Annotated in this window: 17 protein-coding genes and 1 pseudogene; 7 read left to right on the plus strand and 11 right to left on the minus strand. The window is 72.3% G+C overall.

The genetic code is table 11. The features are described from left to right. Window positions 1-191: 191 nt before the first annotated feature. The 3 genes from QEZ54_RS17640 to QEZ54_RS17650 form a co-directional block, all read right to left on the minus strand. A complete protein-coding gene (locus tag QEZ54_RS17640) occupies window positions 192-698 on the minus strand; it encodes a potassium channel family protein (RefSeq protein WP_281305724.1) in 507 nt (168 codons plus the stop codon). Window positions 699-774: 76 nt separating this feature from the next. Next, window positions 775-1,713 carry a formylglycine-generating enzyme family protein gene (locus QEZ54_RS17645; protein WP_281305725.1) on the minus strand — a complete coding sequence of 313 codons (939 nt, stop codon included), beginning with the start codon at window positions 1,711-1,713 and terminating at the stop codon, window positions 775-777. A 91-nt stretch (window positions 1,714-1,804) separates the two neighbouring features. After that, complete coding sequence (locus QEZ54_RS17650) at window positions 1,805-3,217, minus strand: sulfatase (RefSeq protein WP_281305726.1); 1,413 nt, start codon at window positions 3,215-3,217, stop codon at window positions 1,805-1,807. Window positions 3,218-3,738: 521 nt separating this feature from the next. On the opposite strand from QEZ54_RS17650, the gene QEZ54_RS17655 reads away from it, so the two are divergent. Continuing rightward, complete coding sequence (locus tag QEZ54_RS17655) at window positions 3,739-5,241, plus strand: VCBS repeat domain-containing M23 family metallopeptidase (protein WP_281305727.1); 1,503 nt, start codon at window positions 3,739-3,741, stop codon at window positions 5,239-5,241. Between the two features lie 61 nt (window positions 5,242-5,302). On the opposite strand, the gene QEZ54_RS17660 is transcribed toward QEZ54_RS17655, so the two are convergent. Further along, complete coding sequence (locus tag QEZ54_RS17660) at window positions 5,303-5,881, minus strand: TetR/AcrR family transcriptional regulator (protein ID WP_281305728.1); 579 nt, start codon at window positions 5,879-5,881, stop codon at window positions 5,303-5,305. Window positions 5,882-5,972: 91 nt separating this feature from the next. Here QEZ54_RS17660 and QEZ54_RS17665 point away from each other — a divergent pair, with 91 nt between their 5' ends. Next, window positions 5,973-6,419, plus strand: a complete 447-nt coding sequence (locus QEZ54_RS17665) for a DUF1772 domain-containing protein (RefSeq protein WP_281305729.1) — start codon at window positions 5,973-5,975, stop codon at window positions 6,417-6,419. A 16-nt stretch (window positions 6,420-6,435) separates the two neighbouring features. Here the strand turns inward: QEZ54_RS17665 and QEZ54_RS17670 are convergent, their stop codons facing one another. Next, window positions 6,436-7,026, minus strand: a complete 591-nt coding sequence (locus QEZ54_RS17670; RefSeq protein ID WP_281305730.1) for a hypothetical protein — start codon at window positions 7,024-7,026, stop codon at window positions 6,436-6,438. Between the two features lie 285 nt (window positions 7,027-7,311). Between QEZ54_RS17670 and QEZ54_RS17675 the strand changes: the two genes are divergently transcribed. From QEZ54_RS17675 to QEZ54_RS17685, 3 genes are all read left to right on the plus strand, one after another. Next, window positions 7,312-8,811, plus strand: a complete 1,500-nt coding sequence (locus tag QEZ54_RS17675) for a hypothetical protein (RefSeq protein WP_281305731.1) — start codon at window positions 7,312-7,314, stop codon at window positions 8,809-8,811. A gap of 150 nt (window positions 8,812-8,961) precedes the next feature. After that, entirely contained in the window at window positions 8,962-13,503 is a 4,542-nt protein-coding gene (locus tag QEZ54_RS17680) for an ExeM/NucH family extracellular endonuclease (RefSeq protein WP_281305732.1), read from the plus strand. 306 nt (window positions 13,504-13,809) lie between these two features. After that, window positions 13,810-14,637 carry a hypothetical protein gene (locus tag QEZ54_RS17685; protein WP_281305733.1) on the plus strand — a complete coding sequence of 276 codons (828 nt, stop codon included), beginning with the start codon at window positions 13,810-13,812 and terminating at the stop codon, window positions 14,635-14,637. 140 nt (window positions 14,638-14,777) lie between these two features. Here QEZ54_RS17685 and QEZ54_RS17690 read toward each other — a convergent pair whose 3' ends face one another. The 6 genes from QEZ54_RS17690 to QEZ54_RS17715 form a co-directional block, all read right to left on the minus strand. Continuing rightward, complete coding sequence (locus QEZ54_RS17690) at window positions 14,778-17,012, minus strand: DUF3488 and transglutaminase-like domain-containing protein (RefSeq protein ID WP_281305734.1); 2,235 nt, start codon at window positions 17,010-17,012, stop codon at window positions 14,778-14,780. Further along, on the minus strand, window positions 17,006-18,196 hold the full coding sequence (locus tag QEZ54_RS17695) for a DUF58 domain-containing protein (RefSeq protein WP_281305735.1): 1,191 nt from the start codon (window positions 18,194-18,196) through the stop codon (window positions 17,006-17,008). Before QEZ54_RS17695 ends, QEZ54_RS17690 begins: the two co-directional genes overlap by 7 nt. Beyond that, entirely contained in the window at window positions 18,196-19,221 is a 1,026-nt protein-coding gene (locus tag QEZ54_RS17700; RefSeq protein ID WP_281305736.1) for a MoxR family ATPase, read from the minus strand. Before QEZ54_RS17700 ends, QEZ54_RS17695 begins: the two co-directional genes overlap by 1 nt. Before the next feature lie 22 nt (window positions 19,222-19,243). Then, window positions 19,244-21,889, minus strand: coding sequence for a fibronectin type III domain-containing protein (locus QEZ54_RS17705; RefSeq protein WP_281305737.1), 2,646 nt, complete (start codon window positions 21,887-21,889; stop codon window positions 19,244-19,246). Window positions 21,890-22,009: 120 nt separating this feature from the next. Further along, window positions 22,010-23,659, minus strand: a complete 1,650-nt coding sequence (locus QEZ54_RS17710; RefSeq protein WP_281305738.1) for a tetratricopeptide repeat protein — start codon at window positions 23,657-23,659, stop codon at window positions 22,010-22,012. Window positions 23,660-23,720: 61 nt separating this feature from the next. Beyond that, window positions 23,721-23,990: a Smr/MutS family protein gene (locus QEZ54_RS17715; RefSeq protein ID WP_281305739.1), complete on the minus strand. Its 270-nt coding sequence runs from the start codon at window positions 23,988-23,990 to the stop codon at window positions 23,721-23,723. A gap of 181 nt (window positions 23,991-24,171) precedes the next feature. Here QEZ54_RS17715 and QEZ54_RS17720 point away from each other — a divergent pair. Then, window positions 24,172-25,449: pseudogene (locus QEZ54_RS17720) on the plus strand (M14 family metallopeptidase); the annotation flags it as partial. 226 nt (window positions 25,450-25,675) lie between these two features. Further along, complete coding sequence (locus tag QEZ54_RS17725) at window positions 25,676-26,092, plus strand: helix-turn-helix transcriptional regulator (protein WP_281305741.1); 417 nt, start codon at window positions 25,676-25,678, stop codon at window positions 26,090-26,092. The last annotated feature ends 21 nt before the right edge of the window (window positions 26,093-26,113 follow it).

Genomic DNA, 26,113 nt, shown 5'->3' on the forward strand with positions numbered 1-26,113 from the left:
GCTTACCTTCCGTAGACAACAAGGACGGGCGCGGTGCCTGCCGTGGCGGGAGCACCGGGCCGAAGTGGACCGTATCCACCCGGCTGCATCTGGTGTCAACATGATCACGAATTTGATGGTGATTTGAGTGGAAAACTTCGCACGATCGTAGGACTTCTGACCCGTCCGGGTGGCGGCGGCGCGCCGGAAGATCACTTGCCCCGATGGCGCTCGCGGGCCCGGGCTGCGAGTTGGTGCGACAGCACCGAGACCCCGGCCGCGATCACGACCGTGTTGAAGACCATCTGCAGAATGAGCAGCACCCGGGCCTGCTGGCCCTGCGCGTGGACGTCGCCGAAGCCGACCGTGATCAGGGTGGACAGGGCGAAGTAGAGCGCGTCGACCCTGGTCTGCAGGTCGACGAACGACCCCGGCGCCCCTACCGCGACCACGTAGTCGGCGAGCGCGAAGAACAGCACCCCCGCGGTCAGTGCGTTGAGCAGCCCGAGCAGCGGCGTCTCGTCGTCGCCGAGGTGGCGGTTGATCTGGCGCACGATCAGCACCGCCACCACCACGATGCCCACCAGCGAGAAGAGCACCCGCGCGACCAGCTCCCACACGCCGCTGCCGCGGTCGGTGGGCACGATGAAGTACACCGCGACGAGGATCGCGGTGCTGAGCAGCCAGCGTACGAGCGGACGCCGGGCCAACCAGGACATGACGCACATACTGCCCGCCGGACGGTGGCCGGGCGGGGTGCGACGCGCGGGTCGGTCCGCCGACCGGTTCCGCTGCTCAGTCCGCCGCGACGCGGAAGCCGATGTTGCTGGTCGAGCTGTCCGGGGTGTTGGCCGACCGGGCCGCGACCCGGTAGCGGTTGCAGTACGACACGTGGCACAGGTGCGAGCCGCCCCGCATCACCTTCGCCGTGCCGGCGGGCGGCCCGGTCGGGTCGGTGCGCGGGCCGGTGGCGTGGAAGTCCGCGCTGAACCAGTCGGCGCACCACTCCCACACGTTGCCGGCCATGTTGTACAGGCCGAAGCCGTTGGGCCGGTAGGACTTGACCGGCGCCGTCCCGGCGTACCCGTCGGCGGCGCTGTCGCGGACGGGGAACTCGCCCTGCCAGATGTTGCACATGTGCCTGCCGCCCGGGGTCAGCTCGTCGCCCCACGGGAACCTCGCCTGGACCAGGCCGCCGCGGGCGGCGAACTCCCATTCGGCCTCGGTCGGCAGGCGGGTGCCCGACCAGTCGCAGTAGGCCAGGGCGTCGTGCCAGGACACGTGCACGACGGGGTGGTTCTGCCGGTCGCCGATGCCGGTGCCGGGGCCGTACGGGTCGCGCCAGCTCGCCCCCGGGACCTCGAACCACCAGGGCGTGTTCGGCACCCGGGTGCCGCGGGCGGCCACGCCGGGGGCCAGGTGCCCGCCGAACACGTACGACGAGCCGAACCGCTGTGCCTCGGTGACGTAGCCGGTGGCCTTGACGAAGGTGGCGAACTGGGCGTTGGTCACCGTCGTCGCATCGAGCCGGAACGGCCGTACCGTCACCTCCCGCACCGGCCCCTCCCCGTCGGCGGGGAACCCCTCGCTGTCGTCGGTGCCCATGAGGAACGCCCCGCCGGCCAGCGCGACGGTACGCGCCGCGGCGCGCGCCCCCGCCGGCCGCACCGGTGGTGCGAGCTGGACCGCCACGGCGCGCCCAGGGGTGCAGCAGGCAGCATGCAGATCGTCCACGACATCTCCAGAGATCTCAGCCCGGGGGTAAGGAAGGGTCCCTTGTTAACACACGTCTGTGTAGAAGGGACCCTTCCTTACCCCGGGGCGGTTACGGGGCGGTGGAGCCCGCGCTGGTGCGGTCGGCGGCGAGCTGGGCGGCCAGGGCCGGGATGCCCAGCGCGGTCTCCTGGGCCGGGGTGGCCTGGTAGAGCAGGTTGGTCAGCTGGTGCGGGTCGTTGACCAGGTCGTAGTACTCGCGGAACAGGATCGCGCCGCTGCCGGTCGGGATGCCGTTGGCGTCGGTGTGCACGTCGCGGTACTCGGTGTACTGCCTGGTCGCGGTCACGTACGACGACCAGCTCGGCGGGCCGCCCGCGGCGGTGCCGTGCTTGAAGAACTCGGTCAGGATGCGGTCGCGCCGGTACGAGCCGAGCAGCGAGTGTCCGTCGAGCGGGTGCTGGGCGTCGGGGGTGATCCCGGCGGCGTCCAGGATCGTCGGGGCGATGTCGATGTTGCCGGTGAGCCGGTTGTCGGTGGCGCCGGTGTTCAGGCCGCCCGCGGGCCAGGAGACCCGGAACGGCACCTCGATCGCCGGGCCGTAGGGCACCGACTTCTTGGTCCAGCCGTGGTCGCCCCAGGCGTAGCCGTTGTCGGAGATGAAGAAGACCAGGGTGTTCTGCAGCTGGCCGAGGGCTTCGAGCTTGTCGTGGATGGCCTGCACCGCGTCGTCGACCGACAGCAGCGTACGCAGCTGGCTGGTGCGGATGTTCTTCCCGTCGGCCAGGGTGCCGTCGGCGTTCCTGATGTAGCCGGGCTTGTCCGACCGGTCGTTCTCGGGCACGCCGGGGCGGCCGTCCCAGGCGGGGACCTGCGCGTCGGCGTACGGCACGTCGGGGGTGTTCGGGCCGTGCGGCGCCTTCGGGGCGACGTACAGGAACCAGGGGCGGGTGTCGGTGGTGGAGCGCTGGATGAACTGCAGCGCCCGGTTCTTGACGACGTTGGTGGTGTACCCGTTGAGGGTCTGCACGGTGCCGTTGACGTTGTACTGCCCGTCGAGGTATGTGATCGGGGCGAGCAGCGCGAACTCGTCGAAGTGCGGCGGGTCGTCGTTGACGTCCCAGCCGTTGAGGTACTTGCCGTAGAGGCCGGTGCGGTAGCCGGCCTCGTGCAGGTAGCGCTGGACGGTGGCGTGGTGGTTGAGGTTCTCCTGCAGGGCGTTGCCGCGTACGCCGTGGTTGTGCGCGTACTGGCCGGTGAAGATCGTGGCGCGCGACGGCGCGCACAGCGGCGTCACCGAGTACGCGTTGGCGAACGTGGTGCCGTGGTCGCCGAGCCAGCCGATGGTCTTCTGGGTCGCCCACTGGGTGTTCTTGGGCTGGTCGTCGGTGACGATGACGAGGATGTTGGGCCGGGCCGCGGCCGCGTTGGCGGGCTGACCGGGCAGGCCGGTGGCGGCTGCGACGCCCGCCGCGGCCGAGGCCGCGAGGAACGTGCGCCGCCGCAGCGAGGAGTTGTCCGACATGGGATCGCCTTTCCGTGGGTGCGCGGCGGCGCGCGGGCGCGGTGGCGCGCCTGCGTGGGCCGGGCAGGAGGGGGCCGCGTCGATCGCGGCGGGGAGTGGAGTGCGGGCAGGGTCAGGCGCGCGGTGCGCGCGGACACAGCGCGCTGGCCTGACGTCGCAGATCGACGTGCAGGCGTGCCGTGAAAAGGCGCGTCAGCTCCACGGATCCAGCGTAGGAGCGCTCGCCTGAGGATCTCAAGAAAATAGATATTTCGACTTCAGGGCCAGTGTTAACGAACGGTGTGGTGCCCTGTCCGGCGCCGGTCGCCGAGGGCCGGGTCTGTGCGGGGCGTTCGATCGATGGAGTCCATCCTGGACCAGGCGGCGGCGGCCGTAGCGGTGCTGTGTCAAAGCAGCTCACGACTCCTGTGTGGAGCTAAGTTTCAGCGGCATTGACATGAGTGAAGTTCATGACCAGACTCGGGACATCGATTTCTCGCCCCCCGAGTAGACCGCATCCCCAGCGGTCAAGAGGAGTTGCCATGGGCCGCAGTGCCCGTCTCGTCCTCAGAACCATCCTCGTCAGCCTGCTCGCCGCCGTCGGTGCGACCGTGGTCACCCAGGCCCCGGCCTTCGCGGCCCCGAACTTCAAGGCCCCGTTCCCCTGTGGGCAGCGCTGGACCTACAGCCACCACTCCGCCGAGGTCCGGCTGGCACTGGACTTCGTCCGCGCCGACGGCGGCGTCACCAACGGCACCCCGGTCATCGCCTCCGCGGCCGGCACGGCATACCGGTTCTCGCAGCCCAGCGGCGCGGGCAACTACATCGCCATCGAGCACGGCGGCGGCTGGAAGACCTACTACTTCCACCTCAGCGCCTACTCCGTGCCCGACGGCGCGGTCGTGGCCCAGGGCCAGCAGATCGGGCTCACCGGCAGCACCGGCAACTCCTCCGGCCCGCACCTGCACTACGAGCAGCTGCTCAACGGGGTCGGGCAGAACATCGCCATCAACGGGGTGTCGCTGGCGCCGTACCCGGGCTCGTACAACCAGAAGTATCTGACCAGCGACAACTGCGGCACCTCCGGGCCGTCGCTGTTCCCGGCCGGCTCGCCGACCGACTTCAACGGCGACGGCAAGGACGACATCGTCGCGTTCAACCTGGGCTCGCTCAACGACGTCTACGTGGCGACCTCGACCGGCTCGGCGTTCGCCGGCACGTCGGTGAAGTGGAACGACTTCTTCGGCCTCAACGGCGAGAAGCTGCTCACCGGAGACTTCAACGGCGACGGCAAGGACGACGTCATCACGTTCACCGGCGGCACGCTCGGCGACGTGTACGTCGGCCTGTCCACCGGCACCGGCTTCCTCGGCGGCGCCAAGTGGCACGACTGGTTCGCGCCAGGGGCCGAGGTCCCGGTCGTCGGCGACTTCAACGGCGACGGCAAGGACGACATCGCCACGTTCACCCACGACGCCCAGGGCGACGTGTACGTGGCCCTGTCGACCGGCACCGGCTTCGGCGCGGGCGTGAAGTGGCACGAGTTCTTCGCCCCCGCCGGGGAGTACCCGGCCGTCGGTGACTTCAACGGCGACGGGCTGGACGACATCGCGACGTTCATCCAGGGCCCGGCGACCGCCGCCGACGTCTACGTCGCCCTGTCCAACGGCTCGTCGTTCGGTGCCGGGGTCAAGTGGCACGACCTGTTCGCGGTCGGGTCGGAGCTGCCCCGCGTCGGCGACTTCAACGGTGACGGCAAGGACGACATCGCCACGTTCACCTGCAACGCCGACGCCGACGTGTACGCGGCCCTGTCCAACGGCAGCGCCTTCGTCGGCACGACGGTGAAGTGGAACGACTTCTTCTGCATCGCCGGGGAGTTCCCGTACACCGGGGACTACAACGGCGACGGCAAGGACGACATCGTCGTGTTCAGCAAGGGCGCGACCAACGACGTGTTCGTCGGGCTGTCGACCGGCTCCGGCTTCCTCGGCGGCGCCAAGTGGCACGACTTCTTCGGCCTGACCGGCGAGACGACGTACTAGGGGCGCGTACCGGGCGGCGCGGGGTCTGCGGGTTCCGCGCCGCCTCTCCGCCGTGCCGGTGTCAGAGCACGGCGAGCCGGTCCACCAGCAGCTCCACCCTGTGCTCGGCGTACTCCGGGGGCAGCCGTCCGGCGCGGGTGAGCGTGGCCAGCCCGTGCAGGGCCGCCCAGAACAGCTCGGTGAACAGTCCCGGGTGGACGCCGTCCCCGGCGACCTCGGCGAGGGTCTCCAGCAGGGCGGCGAAGGCGTCCTTCAGTGGCGGCGGGGTGTCCTCGTGCGCGAAGGCCAGGCCGCCGTCGAGCTGGAACATGGCGTCGTAGACGGCCGGGTTGCGTGCGGCGAAGTCGAGGTACGCGCGGGCGAGGGCGGTGACCCGGGCGCGCGGTCCGGCCGCGGCGGCGGTGGCGGCCCGCAGGGCCGCGGCCATCTCGGTGGCGCCGTCGAGGGCGACGGCGCCGATGATCTCGCGTTTGCCGCGGAAGTGGCTGTACAGGACCGGTTGGCTGTACTCGATGCGCTCGGCGAGCTGGCGGGTGGTGACCGCGTCCCAGCCGTGCTGCTCGGCGAGTTCGCGGGCGGTCGCCACGATGAGGCGCTCACGCTCTGCCCGTTCGCGCTGCTTTCGTTCCTGTGCCGGCATGAGCAGATGCTAGCACTGCTAGACATCCGAGCGGCAGTAGTGCTAGCGTCGCCTCAATATCTAGCGACGCTAGATTTTGAGAGGAGTCGTCATGCTCAGCGCACTCGAGGTGTTCACCATCGTGTCGGTCGGCCTGATGGTGGGGGTGGAGGCCTCGGTCGCCTTCGTCATGAACCCGATCTTCAGTGCCCTGCCCGAAGACAGCGGCCAACTCGCCCGGTCCCACGGGGGCCGGATGCTCGGCGCCGCGATGCCGGTCTGGTACATCAGCTCGCTCGTGCTCGTGGCGGTCTGGGCCGTCGCGGGATGGCACCACCCGGGCCGCAGCCTCGTCGTCATGGCGGGCGCGCTGCTGATCCTCAGCGTGGTCATGTCGATCCTGCTGCTGGTGCCGATCAACAACCGGGGCAAGACGTGGACCCCCGACAACCGGCCCGCCGACTGGAAGCAGCAGATGAACCGCTGGGACCGCCTCCACTACATCCGGGTCGCCGTCATCGTCGCCGCCTTCGCCCTGCTGGTCACCGCCCTCGTCTGAGCCCGCGGCGCGCCGGTCACGGCGTCGCGGTCTCGCGGGGGCGGCCCGCCAGCAGGCACAGCACGGCGGTCACCAGGTACAGCACGATCAGGGCGAGCCAGCTCTGCCGGTGCTCGGTCAGCTGGCTGGGCAGCATCGGATCGGCCAGGCCGTTGGGGTCCTCGACCACGGTCACCGGATCGCCCACCCGGTAGCCGGGCTCGCCGGTGGTCAGCTCGCCCTCGACCGGGCGCCAGGCGGCGGTGGTCAGCGCGTGGTGGTAGCGGTCCTCGGCACTGCCGGCCTCGCGTACCGAGGTCACCCGCGCCTCCACCGGCCCGCCGCGCAGCTGCAGGATCGACGGCCCGGTCTCCACCATGACGCTCACCACCAGCAGGAAACCGATCAGCCCGGCGGCCGCGGTCCACAGTGGGCGGAAGCCCGTTACCGCGAACCAGCCCGCGATCAGCCCGGCGGCCAGCACCAGGCCCATCACCAGGCCGCGGAACTCCGCGCCGATCAGGGTCGTGCCGCCGACCATCGCGGCCACGACGGCGGCGGTGACCACCAGGAGCAGGCGCACGCCGCGCAGGCGACGGGGGTGCAGCGCGCGCAGGGGATTACGCATGGCGGACAGGATAGGCCTCGACATGCGCTGCCCATATCCACCCCGCGGCCGCCTAACCCACCCGCCCGCGTGACCCTCCCGACCTCGCCCGCGCGGGCGGCCTGGCGGCCTGGCGGCCGGGCGGCCGGGCGGCGTGCAGTTTCGGGGAAACTGCACGAATCGAGGCGCTCATTCCTGCAGTTTCCCCGGAACTGCACGGGTGCCGACCGTGATCGGCCGGGCGTGGTGGTTCGGGCGGGAGGAGCGGGGTCGCCGACGTTGCCGGTGCGGCCTACGCTGGCGGCCATGTTTGCGGGCGAGGTGGACGGGGTGCCCGTCACGTGGCAGGACCATGCCGGGGACGTGCAGGCGTCGCTGGTGTTCGGTGCGGGCGTACGCGACGAGGGCGTCGACGGCCTCGGCCTGAACCATCTGGTGCAGCTGCTGGTGCTGGAGTCGGTCAGCACCGAGGCCGACCAGCAGACCGGCGTGGTCGACACGGCCTTCACCGCCTCGGGCAGCCCGGCCGAGGTGGCCGAGCACCTCACCGAGTGCTGCGCGGCCCTGGCCGAACTGGCCCGCGACCGGATCGACGACCTGGCGGGCGTCGCCGCGCAGGCCGACGCGTCCGACCGGGTCATCTCGCTGGACCTGGAGCTGTCCGATCCGTGCCGCGACCCGTGGGCGTCGCTGCTGGCGCGGCGGCTGGGCGCGGCCGGGGCGGGGGTGCTGCGCTGGCCGCCGGTCGACTACACCGACTTCACCGCCGACGAGGTGCGCGCGCATGTCGCGGGCTACTTCACCGGCGGCAACGCGGCGCTGGCGCTGACCCGGGCGCCGTGGCCGGGGCTGCGGCTGCCGCTGCCGTCCGGTGAGCGTCCGGTCCGGGCCGACCTGGTGCCGGTCCGGCCCGGCAGCGGCTGGTACGAGGACGAGGTCGCCGGTCCCGGCCTGGCTGTCACCGCGGCCGCCGGTCCGGCCGCGCACCTGGTGTTCGCGCTGCTGCACCGCCGGGTGAACCAGGCGCTGGAGGAGGCCGGGCTGGACTGCGTGGCCACGCCCTGGCTCACGCCGGTCGGCACGGCCACGGCGCTGCTCGGCCTGGGGGTGCAGTTCTCGGGCAAGCGCGGCCGCGACACCGCGCTGGCGGCGCGGATCCTGTGGGAGCAGCTGCGGTCGCTGGCCGAGGCGCCGGTGCCGCAGGCCGACCTGGACTGGGCGGTGAGCTGGCACGCCGGGGACGGGGCCGAACTGCCGGAGGAGCTGCGCCGGATCCTGGACCGGCAGGGCGTCACCGAGTCGCTGCGTGCCGCGATGCGGTTGGAGCCGGTGGCCGGTGCGGCGCGGGCGGGGCTGCTGGGCGTCTGCGACAGTGCCAGCCCGGCGGAGCTGGCGGCCGCGGCGGAGCTGACCCCGGCCGAGCTGCGGGCGGCGGTGGCGTCGTGGCTGCACACGGCGCTGGTCGTGGTGCCGGTCGGGTCCGGGGTGCAGCTGGACGGGCTGGCGCGGTTCGACTGCCCGCTGAGCTCGTACGTGCCGGAGGGCAGGATGCTACGGCCGTCGCTGCTGCGCAAGTTCGGGCGGGGCGAGGAGCGGCTGGTGCTGGCGCCGGACGGGATCCACCACGTGCGCGGGGACGGTTCGGTGCACAGTTTCCCCACCAACGACGCGATGGTGGTGGAACAGGGCAAGCAGGTGTATCTGGGCAACGTCCGGCACGGCTGCCTGGTGGATGTGGGCCGGCTGGCCGATGCCGTGACCCTGGCCGAAGTCCTGCCGCCGCGGCGCCTGCGCCGGATCGGCTGAGCGGGCCGGTCCAGGATGGATCAGTCGATGGAGTTACGGTCGGCTGACTGAGCAGTTGCGGTTGCGCGAACCATCGACCGAGCTCTTGTGAAGGCATGACTTCACACATACGGTGGCTAGCATCCCCGTCCCTGCGCAGAGAGGCATCCTGTGCGTCTCCATATTCGACGCAACCTCGCCCGTTTCGCCGTCGCGTTACTGGTGATCCCCGGTGCGGCCACGCTCACCGCATCCGGCGCCGCGGCAGAAGCGAGCTCCGGCAACCTCGTGGTGGTACGGGTCGGTGATGGATCCGCGGCGTTGAGCAGCGCGGCCGCACCGGTCTTCCTCGACGAGTACACGGCCGCCGGTGCGCTGGTGCGCACGACCGCGCTGCCGACCTCGGTCTCGGGAGCCAACCGCCGCTTCACCGTGAGCGGCAGCGCCACCTCCGAGGGCGCGCTCGCCCTCTCGGCCGACGGCCGCTACCTGACGTTGGGCGGGTACGACGCCGATCCCGGCCTCGCCGGGGTCGCCACGAGCAGCACGGCGACCGTGGCGCGGGTGGCCGCGCGGGTCGACGGCGCGGGCACGGTCGACACCACGACGGCGATCACCGACGCCTTCAGCGGCGCCAACATCCGCGGCGTCGTCTCCGACGACGGCTCGCGGGTCTGGGCCGTCGGCTCCTCCGGCGGGGTGCGCCTGGCCGCCGTCGGCGCGGGCACCACGACGCAGATCAACAGCGTCGCGCCGACGAACCTGCGGGCCGCGGCCATCGCCGACGGCCGGCTCTACGTCTCCACCGGCAGCGCCCCGACCGGCGTCTACGCCGTAGGCTCCGGGTTGCCGACGACCGGTGGGCAGACCCCGTCGCTGGTCACCGCCGCGCCCAGCCCGTACGGCATCGTCGCGCTGGACCGCGACCCGGCGGTGGCCGGTGTCGACACGATCTACGTTGCCGACGACTCCGCCAGCCCCAACGGCGGCATCGCGAAGTACTCGTTCAACGGGTCGGTGTGGACCGCGCGGGGCAACTTCCGGCCGAGCGGCAGCGGCGCCCGGGGCATCACCGGTTCGGTCACCGGCGCCACCGTGACGCTGTTCGCCACGACGAACGCCGGAACGGCGCAGCTGGTCAAGGTCGAGGACACGGCCGCGTACGACGCGCCGATCAGCGCCACGGCCGTCGTGCTGCAGACCGCGAGCGCGAACACGGCGCTGCGCGGTGTCGCGTTCGCGCCGGCGGGCGGCGGTTCGACGCCGACGGCTCCGGCGATCACGACGCAGCCGCAGGACATGACCATCACCTCCGGTACCGCCACGACGCTGACGGCCGCCGCGACCGGCACCGGGCCGCTGACCTTCCAGTGGTACGCGGGCACCTCCGGTGACACGTCTGCGCCGGTCGGCACGGGCGCGTCGTACACCACGCCCGCGCTGACGGCCACGGCCGCGTACTGGGTGCGCGTCAGCGGTCCGGGCGGCCAGGTCGACAGCGTGACGGCGACGGTGACCGTCACCCCGGCCGCGCCGGTGTGCACCGGCGCGGTCACGGCGATCGGCGCGGTGCAGGGCACCGGCGACGTCAGCCCGCGCGCCGGGCAGACCGTCACGGTCCGCGGCACCGTCGTCGGCGACAGCGAGGGCCCGAGCCCGGCGCTGCGCGGCTTCTACCTGCAGGATTCCGGCGACGGCGACGCCGCCACCTCCGACGGTGTGTTCGTCTTCGACAACGGCGCCAACCTCGTCAGCCTCGGCGACGTGGTCGAGGTGACCGGCACGGTCTCGGAGTTCCAGGGCCAGACCCAGCTCACCGCCGCCGCGACGGGCGTCGTGCCCTGCGGTGCGCAGAACACCGTCACCCCGGCCGACCTCACGCTGCCCCGCGCGAGCGCCGGCGACCTGGAGCCGTACGAGGGCATGCTGGTGCGGTTCCACCAGACGCTGACCGTCACCGAGCACTTCCAGCTCGGCCGGTTCGGGCAGGTCGTGGTCTCCTCCGGTGGCCGGCTGCGCCAGCCGACGGCCGACATCCGGGCCACCGACACCGCCGCCGTCGCGGCGGCCCAGCAGGCCAACAACCTCAACCGGCTGATCATCGACGACGCCGACCAGGCGCAGAACCCCGACCCGATCGTGTTCGGCCGGGGCGGCCAGCCGCTGTCGGCGAGCAACACGCTGCGCGGCGGTGACACGGTCACCGATCCGGTCGGTGTGCTGACCTACACGTGGGCGGGCAACTCGGCCAGCGGCAACGCGTACCGGCTGCGCCCGCTCAACTCCCTCGGCGGCGCCGCCTCCTTCGAAGCGGGCAACCCGCGGCCGAGCGCGGCGCCGACCGTCGGCGGCGGCCTCAAGGTGGCCAGCGCGAACCTGCTGAACTTCTTCAACACCTACACCGGCTGCCGCCTGGGCACGCTCGGTGCGGTGACCGACTGCCGGGGTGCCACCAGCGACACCGAGTACCAGCGGCAGCTGGCCAAGGAGGTCGCGTCGCTGCGCTTCCTCGGCGCCGACGTCATCGGCTACATGGAGATGGAGAACGACGGCTACGGCACCGACAGCGCGGTGCAGGCGCTGGTGAACGCGCTGAACGCCGCCGACGGTCCGGGCACCTGGGCGTTCGTGGACGCTGACGCGGCCACGGGCAGCACCGACGTGGCCGGTACCGACGCGATCAAGGCGGGTCTGCTGTACCGCACCGCGGCGGTGGCCCCGGTCGCGGGTGCCACGTTCGTCGACGTCAACCCGATCTTCGAGCGGCGCCCGGTGGCGCAGACGTTCCAGACCCCGGCCGGGGCGCGGTTCACCGTCATCGCCAACCATTTCAAGTCGAAGGGCTCCTGCCCGACCTCGGGTCCGGACACCGACCAGGGCGACGGGCAGAGCTGCTGGAACGCCCGCCGCACCCAGCAGGCCGGCGAGCTGGCGAACTGGATCTCCACGACGGTCGTGCCGGGCGCGGGCGACGCGGACGTGCTGATCGTCGGTGACCTCAACTCGTACGCGGGCGAGGACCCGATCGCGGCCCTGGAGGCGGCCGGGTTCACGAACCTGGTCAAGGCCTTCCACGGCGACGACGCCTACTCGTACGCCTTCGACGGCCAGTGGGGCTACCTCGACTACGTGCTGGCCAGCGGCCCGGCCGTCGGGCAGGTCACCGGCGCCGGGGACGTGCACCACAACGCCGACGAGCCGTCGGTGCTGGACTACAACACCGACTTCAAGACCGCCGGGCAGCTCGCGTCGCTGTACGCGCCGGACCGGTTCCGGACCAGCGACCACGACCCGGTGCTGGTCGGGCTGGACCTCGGCACCGCGCCGACGGTCGCGGGCACCCCGCCGGCGGGCACGGTCGGTGAGCCGTACAGCTTCGGCTTCACCGTGACGGGCTCCGGCCCGGTGACGGCGAGCGTCGCGGCCGGCAGCCTGCCGCCGGGGGTGGACCTCACCGTCGACGGCCGGCTCAGCGGCTCCCCGTCGACCGCGGGCGACTTCGCGTTCACCGTGCGGGTGTCCAGCGCGTACGGGCAGGCCGAGCTGTCGGCGTCGGTCCACGTCGGTCCGGGCACCAGTGCCACGGTGCTCACCGCGCAGCCGAACCCGGTCGCGACCGGCGCGGGGCTCACCCTGACCGCGACCGTCACCGCGGCTGTCGCGCCGACGGGTACGGTCACCTTCCGCGAAGGCACCACCGTGATCGGCACGGCCGCGCTCAGCGGCGGTACGGCCACGCTGGTCACCTCGGCGCTGGCGGGCGGCGACCACGCGATCACGGCCGCGTACTCGGGCAGCGCCGATCTGCTCGGCTCGCAGTCGGGTCCGCTCGCGGTGGCCGTGGTCGACCCGGTGACGCTCGACGGCACGCTGCCGGGCGGCACGGTCGGGGCGGCCTACTCGGCGAACGTGTCGTACAGCGGCGGCGGCCCGGTCACCTTCGCGCTGAGCGGTGGGGCGCTGCCCCCGGGCCTGTCGCTGTCGGCGTCGGGTGTCGTCTCCGGTACGCCGACCGCCGGTGGCGGCTACACCTTCACCATCACCGTCACCAACCCGGTCAGCACGGTGGCCCGGGACTACACGGTCACCATCGCCGCCGCGGCGACCACCACAGCGGTCACGTCCTCGGCCAGCCCGTCGGTGCTCGGCGCGCCGGTGACCTTCACGGCCGCCGTGACCGGCCCGGCCGGGACCACCCCGACCGGGTACGTGCAGTTCCGCGTCGACGGCGCGGCGGTCGGCGGTCCGGTCGCGCTGTCCGGCGGCAAGGCCGTCAGCAGCCCGATCGCCAGCCTGGCGGTGGGTTCGCACCAGGTGAGCGCCGCGTACCTCGGTGACGCGTCGTACCTGGCGAGCAGTGGCACGGCCACGCAGGTGGTCCGGTACGCGATCCGGGTGGTCGCGCCCACGGCGGGTGGCAGCGTGCGGGGCGGATCGGTGGTGCCCGTCGCGTTCCAGCTCACCGACGCGTCGGGTGCGCCGATCCCGCTGCTGGAGTCGGCCTGCCTGCTGCTGAGCGGGCGGGTGAAGGTGTCGGTGTCGGGTGCGCAGTCGCTTGCGGCGACGACGCCCGTGTTCGAGCCGATCACCCGCACGTTCGGCATCCTGTGGCCGACGGCCAAGCGTCCGACCGGTACGGCGACCATCACGGTCACCGTGACCTACCCGGACGCCCCGGCACAGCAGGTGAACACGACGATCACGCTCAGCTGACCGTCCGCGTGGCGAGCTGAGGTCTGCTCGGCTCACCGGGCCGGGCGCCGTCACGGCGCCCGGCCCGGTCGCGTTAGCGGCCTCGACGCTTGGTGCCGCGTCGTCGTGCCGTCGCGCGGTCGCGCCGTCGCGGCGTTGATCGCGGTCAGGGGCCGGGAGGTGCGCTGCGGGTAGGGCAGACGACCGCGCGGAGAGATCTTCGAGGCCGATCGGGTGTGGATAGAATCGGCTGCCGACCAATGTGGAGGAGATCAGATGGCGCGGAGCGGTGGTCGGTCGGGGTGCGGATGCCTGGTTCTCTTCCTGTTGGCGCCGTTCGCCCTGAGCATCTTCATCTCCGTGCCGGGGATGGTGCTGGCCTCACCCGCGATCGTGGCGTTCCTGCTGGTGCGCAAACCGGATCAGATCGCCGCGTACCCGTCGTGGTGGATCGGGGTGGCGCTGGCGCCGCTGGTGGCGTACCTGGTGGTGCGGTTCGCGGGCCGGGGCAAGGAGCCCCGCGGCCAGCGGATCCACCTGGTCCGGGCGGGCGTCCTGACCGGGCTGGTCACGGTCCTGGCGCTGGTGGCGCTGTTCCTGGACGAGAAGTACCTCGCCGGTGCGGCGAGCCCGTCGGCCGCGGCCACCGACGAGGAGAAGCTGAAGGCGACGTTCTTCGCACTGCCGCTGGTCGGCCCGACCATCGCGGCGCTGACGGCGCTGGTGTTCTACTGGGTGCTGCGGCTGCTCGACCGCAAGGTGCCGGACCGGCGGCCGCCTGTGCAGCGGTACCAGGGCACCTACGCGCCCACCCAGCTCGACCCGCAGCCGCAGGAGATCTGGTGGGGCGAGGTCGAGTTCCGCGAGGGTGACGGGTCGAAGGACCGGCCGTTCGTGGTGCTGCGGGCGTACCCGGAGTATCTGGAGGTCCTGCAGATCACGTCGCAGGACAAGTCGCACCGCGACGACCACATGTGGTTCTGGTCGGTCAGCGACGACGTGTACTCCGCCGGGCCGGGCTACCTGGAGCTGCGGGTCCGCCGCCTGGACCGGGTCGACCTGCGCCGCCAGGACTCCGGCTACTGCCCCGACGAGATCTGGACCCAGGTCCGCCACCTGCGCGAGGGCCAGCACCCCCGCTCCCGCACGTCCTGACGCCGGGCGCCGCCGCGCCGCCGCGCCGCCAGGCCGTCCGTGCAGTTTCGGGGAAACTGCACTAATTGGGGCGACTATTCATGCAGTTTCCCCGAAACTGCACGCCACCCGGCGACGGCGCGCCAGCGCCAGGCGGCCGGTCAGCGGCGGCGGTACCAGCGCAGCGGGCCCGGGTGCACGGTCCACAGCAGGCGCCGCCACCAGGAGCGGCGGGCCTTCAGCTCGCCGATGTAGGCCAGGGCCCCGCTGCGGGCGGCCTCGGCCTGTGCCTCGTCGGCGGTGCCGGGCCCGAACACGCTGGTGTTGACGGTGCCCGCCATGTCGTCGAGGGCCGGTGCCCGCAGCCGGACTGTGTGCTTGCCGCGCACCAGCGCGGCCGCGTCGGCGGCGTGCGCGGCGACCTCGGCGGCGCTGAGGTGCCCGCCGGCGGGGTGCCCGGCCAGCCGCAGCGCGTCGCCGACCTCCAGCCACGCCCCGGCGATCCGCTCGCCCGGGGTGCCCTGGTCGAGGCGGCGGCGGCGCAGCGCGGCCCGCGCCAGCAGCACGAACGCGATGAAGCCGGTGAGCAGCAACAGCAGCAGCCCGCCGCCGCCCGCCCCGGCGATGAGGCCGACGGGCACTCCGGCGGCTCCGGCTCCGGTGCTCGGCCCGGCGGTTTCGGTCGGTGCCTCGCTGCTGTCGTAGGTCGGGACCGGTTCGGGCGACTGCGGCGGCGGGGACGAGGTCTCCGGCAGCGGCTTGAACTCGTTCTCCAGCGGTTTGACGTCCTGGTTCGGCTGCGGCAGCGGGTGGAACGGGACCCAGCCGAGGTCGGTGAAGTACACCTCCGGCCACGCGAGGGCGTCCCCGGCGGTCAGCGCGCGCTGCCCGGCGTGGGCTTGGAAGCCGACGACGACCCGGCTGGGCAGGTTCAGCAGCCGGGCCAGCACCGCGTACGTGGCGGCGAACTGCTCGGAGGTGCCGCGCCGTCCGCCGCCGTTGTCGGGTCCGAACAGGAAGAAGTCGAGGTTGGGGTAGGCGTGGCCGCTGGGGGCCTGCGGGTCGAGCCGGTAGTGGTCGGCCAGGAACTGCTCGATCGCCAGCGCCCGCTGGTAGGGGGCGCCGTTGTCCGCCCCGAGCTGCTGCGCCAGGCGGCTGAGGTGGTCGGGGACGCCGGGGCCCAGGGCCAGGTAGCGGGCCATCTGGGTACCGGTGGGGACCTCGGCGCCGGGCAGCAGGTTCACGTCGGGCTCGGTGTGCTGCGACACCACGGAGTAGCTGGTGCCGGGGGTGAGCCCGGCCGGGTACAGCAGGGTGCCCGTGAGCTGGTCGTAGGAGACGCGTACGCCGTCGACGCGGCGGGCGGTGGCGGCGGCGGGCAGCAGCTTGCCGGTGAGCCCGGAGACGGTGATGGTCTGGTGCACGGCCTGCGGGCCCGTCGCGGGCCGGCCTGCTTCGGGCGGCTGCGGCAGGGTGCGTCCGGCGGGCCGGTAGGTGGCCCCGACGCGCCAGGTGACGCCGTCGTAGTCCGACAGCACGGCCAGCCGGATCCGGGCGTCGTGGTCGGTCTGCACGTCGAGCAGCTGCTGCTGCGGCTGCAGGGCCCAGCCGGACAGCCGGATCAGGGGGTTCTCGTCGAGGGCGTCGAGGTCGGGCGGGTCGATGAGCGACCGGGGGTCCAGCGGCGCGGTGGTGACCTGCCGCGCGACGGGCTGTTCCAGGGCGGCGGTCAGGCCGACGATCAGGAGCAGGCCGACGGCGCCGGCCAGGGCGGTGCGTACCCGCAGGGCGCGGCGGGTGGCGGTGTCGATGCCGGTGTCGGGGGTGCGTACCCGGCCGGTGAAGACCAGGGCGGCGACGGCCAGGCTCGCGAAGGCGAGCACGGGCCAGGTCAGGCGGGGTGCGGCGGGGCCGACCAGCCACAGGGCGGCGGCGAACAGCAGCACCGGCGGGGCGAGTCCGATGAGGGTGCGGCGGGTGCGGGTGGCGAGTTCGGTGGCGGCGAGTCCGGCCAGCCACGTGGCCACGACGGGCACGGCGATGGTGTCGGGCTGCGGTTCGACCGGCAGCAGTACGGCGATGAGCCGGGGGATCCCGTCGCGCAGCGCGTCGGCGGCCAGCTGCGCCAGCGGGCCGTCGACCCCGGCCCGCTGGGCGGACAGGTGCAGCGCGTAGGCGAGGTAGCCGGCCAGGGCCAGCACGGACAGGGGTGCGACCAGCCAGGCCCGCAGCCGGGTGCAGGCGACGCTGACCAGGACCGAGCCCGCGGCGGCGCCGGCGACCAGCTGCAGGAACAGGGTGCCGGAGTAGATGCGCCCGGCGACGGTCCCGGCGAGCACCAGCATGGCCAGGATCAGCAGCGGCAGGGTCAGTGCCCGTAGCGCTCGGATCACCACCGGGTCACTCCATCCCATACGGCGGCGAAGTCCTCGCCGTCGTGTGCGCGCAGCAGCAGCACTCCGGCGGCCTGGGGCTCCTCCAGGACGCGGGGGCCGAGCAGGCCGACCACGACCGACGGGAACGGGCCGCGCAGGCCGCTGACCAGGCCCAGGTCGGCGGCGCCGCCGAGGCCGGTGAGGTAGACGAGGGTGTCGCCGGGGCGGTGCTGGCGCAGCCGCCGGGTGGCGTCGAGCAGCCGGGTGTCCTCGCCGCCGGTGGCGGGGGCGGGTTCGGCTTCGGCGAGCAGGTCGAGCAGGGCGCGGGCGGCGCCGCGGATGCGGCCGCCCCCGGCGGCGGTGCCGCTGGCCAGTTGCAGGGTGATGGGCAGGTCTTCGCGGGTGGCGGCGGCGACGATGGAGGCGGCGGCCTCGCAGGCGGCTTCGAACGCCTCGGACCGGGTGCCGGCGCGGTCGGGCCACGAGTCGGCGCGGTCGTCGAGCAGGACGACGAGCTGCGGCAGGCTGGTGTCGAGGTGTTCGCGGACCATCAGCTCGCCGACTTTGGCGCTCGTACGCCAGTGGACGTGGCGCAGCTCGTCGCCGATGACGTATTCGCGCAGGGTGTCGAAGGTGATGGCGCCGTGGGGGACCCGGTCAAGGCGGCCGTCGAGGCTGCGGGAGACGCCGGCGGGGACGGCGCGGATGGGGTGCGTGCGGGGGTAGACCCAGATGCGGCTGGTGTCGCCGTGGCTGCGGGCGGCGGTGATCAGGCCGAGGGGGTCGCGGCGGACGACCTGCAGGGGGCCGACCTCGATGACGCCGCGCCGGTCGGTGGGCACGGGGTAGCTGACGTCGGTGTCGCGGCCGGGGCGCAGCCGCAGCAGCGGCACGGGGACGGTGCGGGCGGGCTCGTCGGCGCGGCCGCAGCGGTCGTGGGCGATGAACGTGGCGGCGCCCAGGCGGCTGGTGTTGCGTACGGTCAGGGTGACGGTGCTGCTCTCGCCCCGGGCGAGGCGGTCGGGTTCGACGGTGCGGGTGACGGCCAGGCGCGGGCGCAGCGCGGCGTGCCCGAGGGCGTAGCCGAGTGCGGCCAGCGCGGTCGAGCCGAGCACGGCCAGGTCGGGGTAGCCGAACCGGTACCCCGCGCCGAGCAGTGCCGCACCGCCGATTCCGAGACCGGCCCCCCGCAGTGTGATGCGCATCAGGCGGGCCGCGCGCCGACCGGCCGCTTGGTGTCGTCGACCGGTCCGGCCTGGCCCGGCAGGGGCACGGGGACCGTTTCGACGGCGTCGCGCAGCACCTCGTGGGCGGTGACGCCGCGCAGCTGGGCGTCGGGGGTGAGCAGGATGCGGTGGGCGAACACCGGCTCCAGCAGCACCTTGACGTCCTCGGGCAGCACGTGGCCGCGGCCTTCGGTCAGCGCGTAGGCGCTGGCGGCGCGGGTGAGGGCGATGACGCCGCGGGGGCTGACGCCGACGCGGACGTGCTTGTGCTCGCGGGTGGCGGCGGCCAGGCGCACGGCGTACGTGTAGAGCGGGTCGGCGATGTGGACCCGGTTGGCCAGGGCGATGGCCTCGCCGATGGTGGTGACGTCGGTGACGGGGGTGATCGCCTCGGGGGAGCGCAGGGCGGCGCCGCGCAGCACTTCGATCTCGACGGCCTCGTCGGGGTAGCCGACGGACAGTTTCATCAGGAACCGGTCGAGCTGGGCTTCGGGCAGCCGGTAGGTGCCGTCCATCTCGACGGGGTTCTGGGTGGCCACGACGAGGAACGGCCGGGGGACGGCGTGGCGTACGCCGTCGACGGTGACGTACCGCTCCTCCATGACCTCCAGCAGCGCCGACTGGGTCTTGGGCGAGGCCCGGTTGATCTCATCGGCGATGACGATGTTGGCGAAGATCGGGCCGGGGTGGAACTCGAAGCCGCGGTTGGCCTGGTTGAAGATCGTTACGCCGCTGACGTCGGAGGGCAGCAGGTCCGGGGTGAACTGGATGCGCCGCCAGGCGCCCTGCACGGACGCGGCGATGGCGCGGGCCAGGGTGGTCTTGCCCACCCCGGGCACATCCTCGAGCAGGATGTGGCCCTGGGCGAACATGGCGACCAGCCCCAGCCGCACCACCTCGGGCTTGCCGAGCACGACGGTGCTGATCACGCCGCTGAGCTTGGCGGTCAGGTCGGCGAAGGCGCGGACCTGCGCCGGGGTGAGCGGCGGCTGGGGCTGGTTCACTTACTGCGTCCTTTGTGCTCGGTCAGCATTGCGGGAGGAGGTCGTAGTTGTTGCTGGTGTTGCCCGAACTCTCCAGGTTCACGAAGGCGAACGGCAGGTAGTTGGTGCTGCTGACCTTAATCCACTTGTCGCTCTTCTTGTTGCCGTTGTTGCCGGCCGAGTTGAGGGTGGCCGACCGGTTCTGCGAGTTGGCGGTGACGCCGCCCTGGTACCAGCAGATCGGCGTGACCTGGGTGTTGTGGCTGTAGTACTTGTTCATCGCGCAGCAGCCGTTGTCCTGCGCCAGCACCCCGGAGCCGTTGGGCTTGTACGCCCACACGCCGTCGCCGCAGCCGCTGCAGCGCGCCCACGCGCCCAGGTCGGGCGTGCTGGGCCGCTGCGCGGCGGTGCTGGCGTTGCCGGCGTCATTGGTGATGGTGACGGTCCAGGTGTAGGCGTTGCCGGGGGACAGGCCGCTGACGGTGTAGCCGCCGGAGCCGGTGTTGCAGCCGATGCCGCGGTCGGCGCCGTTGACGGTCAGGGTGCAGGTGGCGCTGCCGCCGCCGTCGTCGTAGGCGAAGTGGACGACCAGCGAGTTGTAGGTGATGTCGCTGGTGCTGGGGTTGGAAACGGCCGGCGCGGCGATGGTCTTGGCGCTGGTGGTGTCCTTGGCGCCGGTGCCGGCCTCGTTGACCGCGGCGACCTCGACGGTGACGACCTCGCCGTCGCCGAAGCCGTTGAGGTTGACGCTGGTGCCGGTGACGGTCTGCGTCTTGCCGCCCGCGGTGACCTTGTAGCCCTCGATGGGGCGGCCGTTCTCGGCGGGGGCGCCCCAGGTGACGCGGATGGTGCCCTTGGCGGTACCGACGGTGCTCGCCGAAAGCGATCCGACCTTGCCGGGCTTGTTGAACGGCACGACCGTGTCGCTGGCCGGGGACGGCTGCGAGCCGGCGCCCTTGTCGTTGACGGCCACGACGGTGAACGCGTACTGCGTGCCGTAGTCGAGTTCGCCGTCGGCGATGGTGAGTTTGACCGCGCCGGTGGTGGTGCCGATGGCGACTGATGATCCACCGGAGACGGCGGTGACCTCGTACCGGGTGATCTTCCGGCCTTGGCCGTTGGCGGCGGGCCAGCTCACGTCGACCGTGCCGTCGTTGCGCGCCTCGGCGGTGACGGCGGTCGGGGCGTCGGGGACCTCACCGGTCGGCATGACCGCGTTGCTGCGCCGGTCCGGGCCCGCGCCCTTGCCGTTGACCGCGTGCACGCTGAACGTGTACGTCTGCCCGTTGACCAGCCCGGTCGCGACGTACGTACGCTGGTTGGCGCCGACGGTGACGGGCGTGGCCAGCCCCGGCCACGAGATCACGTACTTGGTGATCTTCGAACCGTTCTCGGGGGCCTTGCCCCAGCTGAGCCGGACCTGCTTGTCACCGGCGGCGGCCGTGACGTTGCGGGGCGAGCCGGGCTTGCCGATGGTGGGCTTGGGCGGCGGCGGGGTCACCGGCGCGGGCGGCGGCTCGGCGCCGAGCACGTCGCGGGCGAACTTCTCCACCACCTTGATCTGGTTGTGCTCGTCGACCACTCGCGCGGTGGAGGAGCCCGGTGCGTTGATGAACAGGTGGTTCTCGCGCACCTCCAGCTCCAGCGGGCCGCCGGGCTGCTTGAAGGTGATGGTCTCCACGGGGTTGCCGTTGCCGTCCAGGACGTATACGGCACCGGCGAGGTCGTCGGCGACGTAGAAGCGGCCCGCCCACGGCACGGCCGCGCGGAGCCTGTCGCCGGTGCCCGGCACGGTGAACTCGCGGACCTGGTCACCGGTGATGACGTAGACGTGGCGCCCCTCGCCGACGGTGACCGGGATGTCCGGACCGGTCGAGGCGCCCGGCACGATGCCGCCGCTGGCCTGGTCGACGGTGACCGTGCGCAGGTCCTCGGTGCCGCGCACCGTGGTCAGCGTGCCGGTGGTCTGGTCGAGCACCGCCACGCCGTTGTCCAGCACCGACAGCGCCAGGTCGTGCGACGGGGAGGCGACGGCCTCGGTGCGCACCAGCGACGGGCTGCCGCCGCCGGCGCCGCCCGCCCCGGCGGTGCCCAGCGACTTCGCGGGCGTGATCGCCGAGACGGTGCCCTGGCTCGGCACGGCGATCCACAGCCGGCCCTCGCCGTCGAAGACGCCGCCGGTGATGCCCGGCGGGTAGTGCAGCTCCTCGCCGATCGGCTGCAGCGTCGCCGGGTCGAGCTGGCTCACCACGCCCTGCACCGGGTCGATGATGAACGCGTACGGCCCCTGCAGCGCGATGGTCACCCCCAGCCCCTGCTGCGACTCCTGCTGCGCCGTGATCTGCAGCGTGGCCGGGTCGATGGCGCTGATGCGGCCGGTCGACTCGTCGCGCACGATCAGGTACCGGTCGGACTGGTTGACCTGCACGAAGTGGCCCTGCGCGGCGGTCAGCGCCTGCGAGCGGGTGTCCACTTTGCCGGTCAGGCCGTTGACCCGGGCGAGTTCGCCCTTGGTCAGGCTCCACAGCCACGCGCTGGCGTCGTAGTTCGCCGACACCTGGTCGTTGGCGCTCAGCCCGAACCAGGTCAGCCCCATCGCCGCCACGAGCGAAAGCACCGTCACGATGGTGACGATGCCGCCCTTGGTCCGTGCTTTACGTGTGATCGCGCCTGGTGACAGATCCGCCATGGATCGGCCCCTCCCCCTAGAGCGCGGGGCGCTGGAGACCCCGCAGAAATGGCGTTCCTCCGTGAAGCCGTCGCTCATCCTAGGCGGTGTATGTGACAGGCGAAAGTTCGGTGGGGCTGGTCAACTGCTCGCCGAGGGCGCGACCGTCCGTTCTGTACACTTCTCCTTCGACCGAATGCCGTCTTTGGACGAGTAGATGGTCATCACGGCGAAGCAGTAGTCGTACTTCGGGTTGAGGCCGTCGAAGGTGAACTCGGTCACCCCGTTCTGGGGCGAGGCCCAGCGCTGCAGCTCCTCGCCGGGGCGGCCGACCAGGATCCACTGCGCCGCGACGCCGCGCGACGGGTCGTGCCAGCTCAGCGTGATCTTGTCGCCGTGCTCGGTGAGCAGCAGATCGGTGGCGGCGCCCTGGATCTCGACGCCGGGCTGCTGCGGGTCGTCCTCCTGCTGCGGCAGCACGACCATCACCAGCGTCACCGCGGCGGCCAGTACGGCCACGACGGCGGCGGTGACGGCCGCGATGACCGGGCCGCGGCCGCGCGGCGCGGGCGGTGCGGGCACGGGCCCGGCGGGCGCGACGACCACCGGTGCGGGCAGCGCCGGGAGCTGCTGCTGCACGTGGCGTACGGAAGCCTCCGGCGGCGCCGGCACCGGGGCGACGGCGGGCTGCTTGGGCACGGGGTCGGCGTGCACCCGCGAGGGCGCCACGGACTGCTGCGTCGGTATCGGCTGCATCGGCGCCGGCATGGGCACGGGCGGGAACGGTGCGGGCGGCTGAGGGCTCGTCCGCGGCAGGGCCTCCGGCTGCGGCAGGGCTTCCGGCTGCGGCGCGGCCTCGTACGCGGCGGGCCGGTACGGCGGGGGCGCGGCCGGGTCGGGTGCCTCGGCCGGGGCGTGGCCGCCGGGCCGGTGCAGGTGCGGCAGGTCCAGTTCGGGCAGCGGCTGCAGCAGGCGGGCGGGCAGCGGCGGGTCCTCCGATGCGGCCTCGTGCTGGTGGCTCGGCGGGGCGGGCTCCTGCGGCGCGGCGGGCAGCTGCGACATCGGGGTGAACCGCTGCGCCAGGGTGGGCCGCTCGGCTTCGGGGCGGTGCTCTAGTTCGGGGCGGTGCTCGGGTTCGGGGCAGTGCTCGGCGGCGGGCAGCGGCGGCCACGGCGGCAGCGCGCCCGGACCATCGGGCGCGAGTTGCGGTGCGGCGTGCGCACCACCAGGCAGAGGCTGCGGTGCGGCGGGCGAGGGCTGCGGTGCGGCGGGCAGGGGCTGCGGTTCGGCCGGGGTGGCGGGCAGCGGCGTGAGCTGCTGCGGCGCGACCGGTTGGGGCCGGTCGGAGGTGGCGGGCGCGGGGGTCGGGGCGGGGCCGAGCCAGGCCTGGGCGGCCGCGACGCGCTGCGGGTCGAAGCCCGCGTTCGGACCGTACGACGCGACGCGGGCGTAGTGGCGGCGGGCCTCGTGCCGGTTGCCGAGCTCGTCGGCGATCTCGGCGAGGTCGTAGGACATCGCCAGCAGCATCGGGTGGTCGTCGCCGTGCCGGTTCGCCCCGGCGTAGAGGGCGTTCTCCAGGACCCGGCGGGCGGCGGACAGGTCGCCGGACTGGCGGTGCAGCCCGGCGAGCAGGTGGCCGGTGACCAGCACCTCGGGGTGGTCCTCGCCCGCGCTCATGGTGGCGGCGTCCAGGGCCTGCTCCAGCAGGGCGCGGGCGCTGCTCAGGTCGCCGCGGTCGCGGCGGGCGAGTGCTTCGGCGCGGATGTCGGACAGCGAAGTGGGCGAGGGCACGCGCCCCATGCTGCCGTACGCCCGCCGCCGACGCCACCCCGCAAGATCGCGCCGGGAGGGGCTACTTGCGGCCGGGCTTGGTGTGCTTGAAGTGCACGAACAGGCGGCCGAAGTTCTTGGAGTCCTTCTCCACCCGGTGGTACATGGCCTTGATCTCCTTCTGCTCCAGGAAGCGCAGCACGGTCTTCTTGAGCGCGCCGGAGCCCTTGCCGGGGATGATCTCGACCAGCGGCGCCTTCTTGGCCACCGCCTCGTTCATGATGTCGTTGAGGGCGCGCTCGATGTCGCGCCCCTTGTTGAAGATCTCGTGCAGGTCCAGTACTAGTTTCATCGCCGCCGAGCCTACCCGCTGCGCCTGGCCGCCGCTGGGCGGATTTCCCCTTTTGGCCCGCTCAAGCCTGCCGGGTCCGGGCAACCATCAGTGATCATTATGATAAATTGACATATTGCAATGACCATGTTCCTGATGGTCTGCTGAGTGCCTCCTCAACACCCCCGTATAGGAGGCATTCATGCGACGACGGTTGACCGTCCTCGTATCCGCTGCCGCGCTGCTCGGCGCGCTGGTCCTGACCGGACCGGCCGACGGCGCCCCGTTCACCGGAGAGGCGATCAGCAGCTCCGCGCAGTACCTGGTCAACGGCCCCAAGACGTTCGCCGACCGCGACGCCATCGCCCGCACCGGTGCGGCGATCGACGCGATCGCCGACGGCAAGATCGAGATCACGGCCACCGCGGCCGAGGCCAAGGCGATCAAGGCGCTGGGCTTCACGCTGACCTCGCTGGCGGCGCAGCCCACCGCGCCGGACGCGCAGGCCCAGGCGTTCCCGTCGGCCGACTCGAACTACCACGACTACAACGAGATGGTCGCCGAGATCAACGCGCTGGTCGCGGCGAAGCCGGCGATCATGTCGAAGTCGACCATCGGCAACTCGTACCAGGGCCGGGCGATGCCGCTGATCAAGATCTCGGACAACGTCGGCACCGACGAGAACGAGCCCGAGATCCTGATCAACGCGCACCAGCACGCGCGCGAGCACCTCACCGTCGAGATGGCGCTGTACGTGCTGCACCTGTTCGCCGACAACTACGGCACCGACTCGCGGATCACCAGCATCGTCAACAGCCGCGAGATCTGGATCGTGCCGGACATGAACCCCGACGGCGGCGAGTACGACATCGCCACCGGCTCGTACCGCTCGTGGCGCAAGAACCGCCAGCCCAACAGCGGTTCGAGCTACGTCGGCACCGACCTCAACCGCAACTGGTCCTACCAGTGGGGCTGCTGCGGCGGCTCCAGCGGCTCGACGTCGAGTGAGACCTACCGCGGCCCGTCGTCGTTCTCGGCGCCGGAGACGACGAACCTGCGCAACTTCGTCAACAGCCGGGTGATCGGCGGCGTGCAGCAGATCAAGGCCAACATCGACTTCCACACGTACTCGCAGCTGGTGCTGTGGCCGTTCGGGTACACCACGGCCAACACCGGCAGCGGCATGACGGCCGACCAGTACAACACGTTCGCCACGCTGGGGCAGCAGATGGCGGCGACGAACGGGTACACCCCGGAGCAGTCCAGCGACCTCTACATCGCCGACGGCACCTCGATCGACTGGATGTGGGGTCAGCACAAGATCTTCGCGTACACGTTCGAGATGTACCCGGGGTCGTCCGGCGGCGGCGGCTTCTACCCGCCCGACGAGGTCATCCCGGCGCAGACCAGCCGCAACCGCGAGGCGGTGCTGATGCTGGCCGAGGCGGCCGACTGCGTGTACAAGGTGATCGGCAAGCAGTCGACGTACTGCCCGTAGGCCGGGGGCCGCGCGCGGTCACGATGTGACCATCCGGCGGCAGCCTGCTGTTGAGCAGATCAGGGCACCTGGTTCACCCAGGTGCCCTGATCTTTGTGTCTCGGTCGCCTTGGCCGTGGTCCGGTGGATGTTGTTTACTGTCAGACGATTCTCGGATTGATCACGTGGGGCCCGAGTTGTCTGCTCTGGACATGGCCTTGGAGGAACAGTGACCCAGACCTCCGCCCGCGTGGAGACCGTCTCCGCGGCGCGCGACTTCGCCGACCAGCTGCGCTGGTGGCGCGGTGTGCGCGGGCTGTCGCAGGGCAAGCTGGCGCTGGCGATGCCGCACAGCGAGGCGATGATCGCCAAGGTCGAGTCGGGGGAGCGGTGGCCGACGGAGGATCTGGCACGCCGCTGCGACGAGGTGCTGCAGACCGGCGGGGTGCTGGCGGTGCTGTGGCCGCGGGTGCGGGCCGAGCAGCAGGCCAGTGACGGGCGGCGGCGCAGGCGCAAGGACGCCGATGGACTTCCACCGGCGGACGCGCGGCAGTTGCTGGCCATGGTGTTGGCCGACGCCTCAGCGGCGCAGACTCATCCGTTCGTACGTGATGCTTTGGCCGCTTTGGATGCCACGGACAACTAGCCGTACCGGATAGTTGTCCGG

Source organism: Catellatospora sp. KI3 (assembly GCF_029948125.1).
Classification (GTDB): domain Bacteria; phylum Actinomycetota; class Actinomycetes; order Mycobacteriales; family Micromonosporaceae; genus Catellatospora.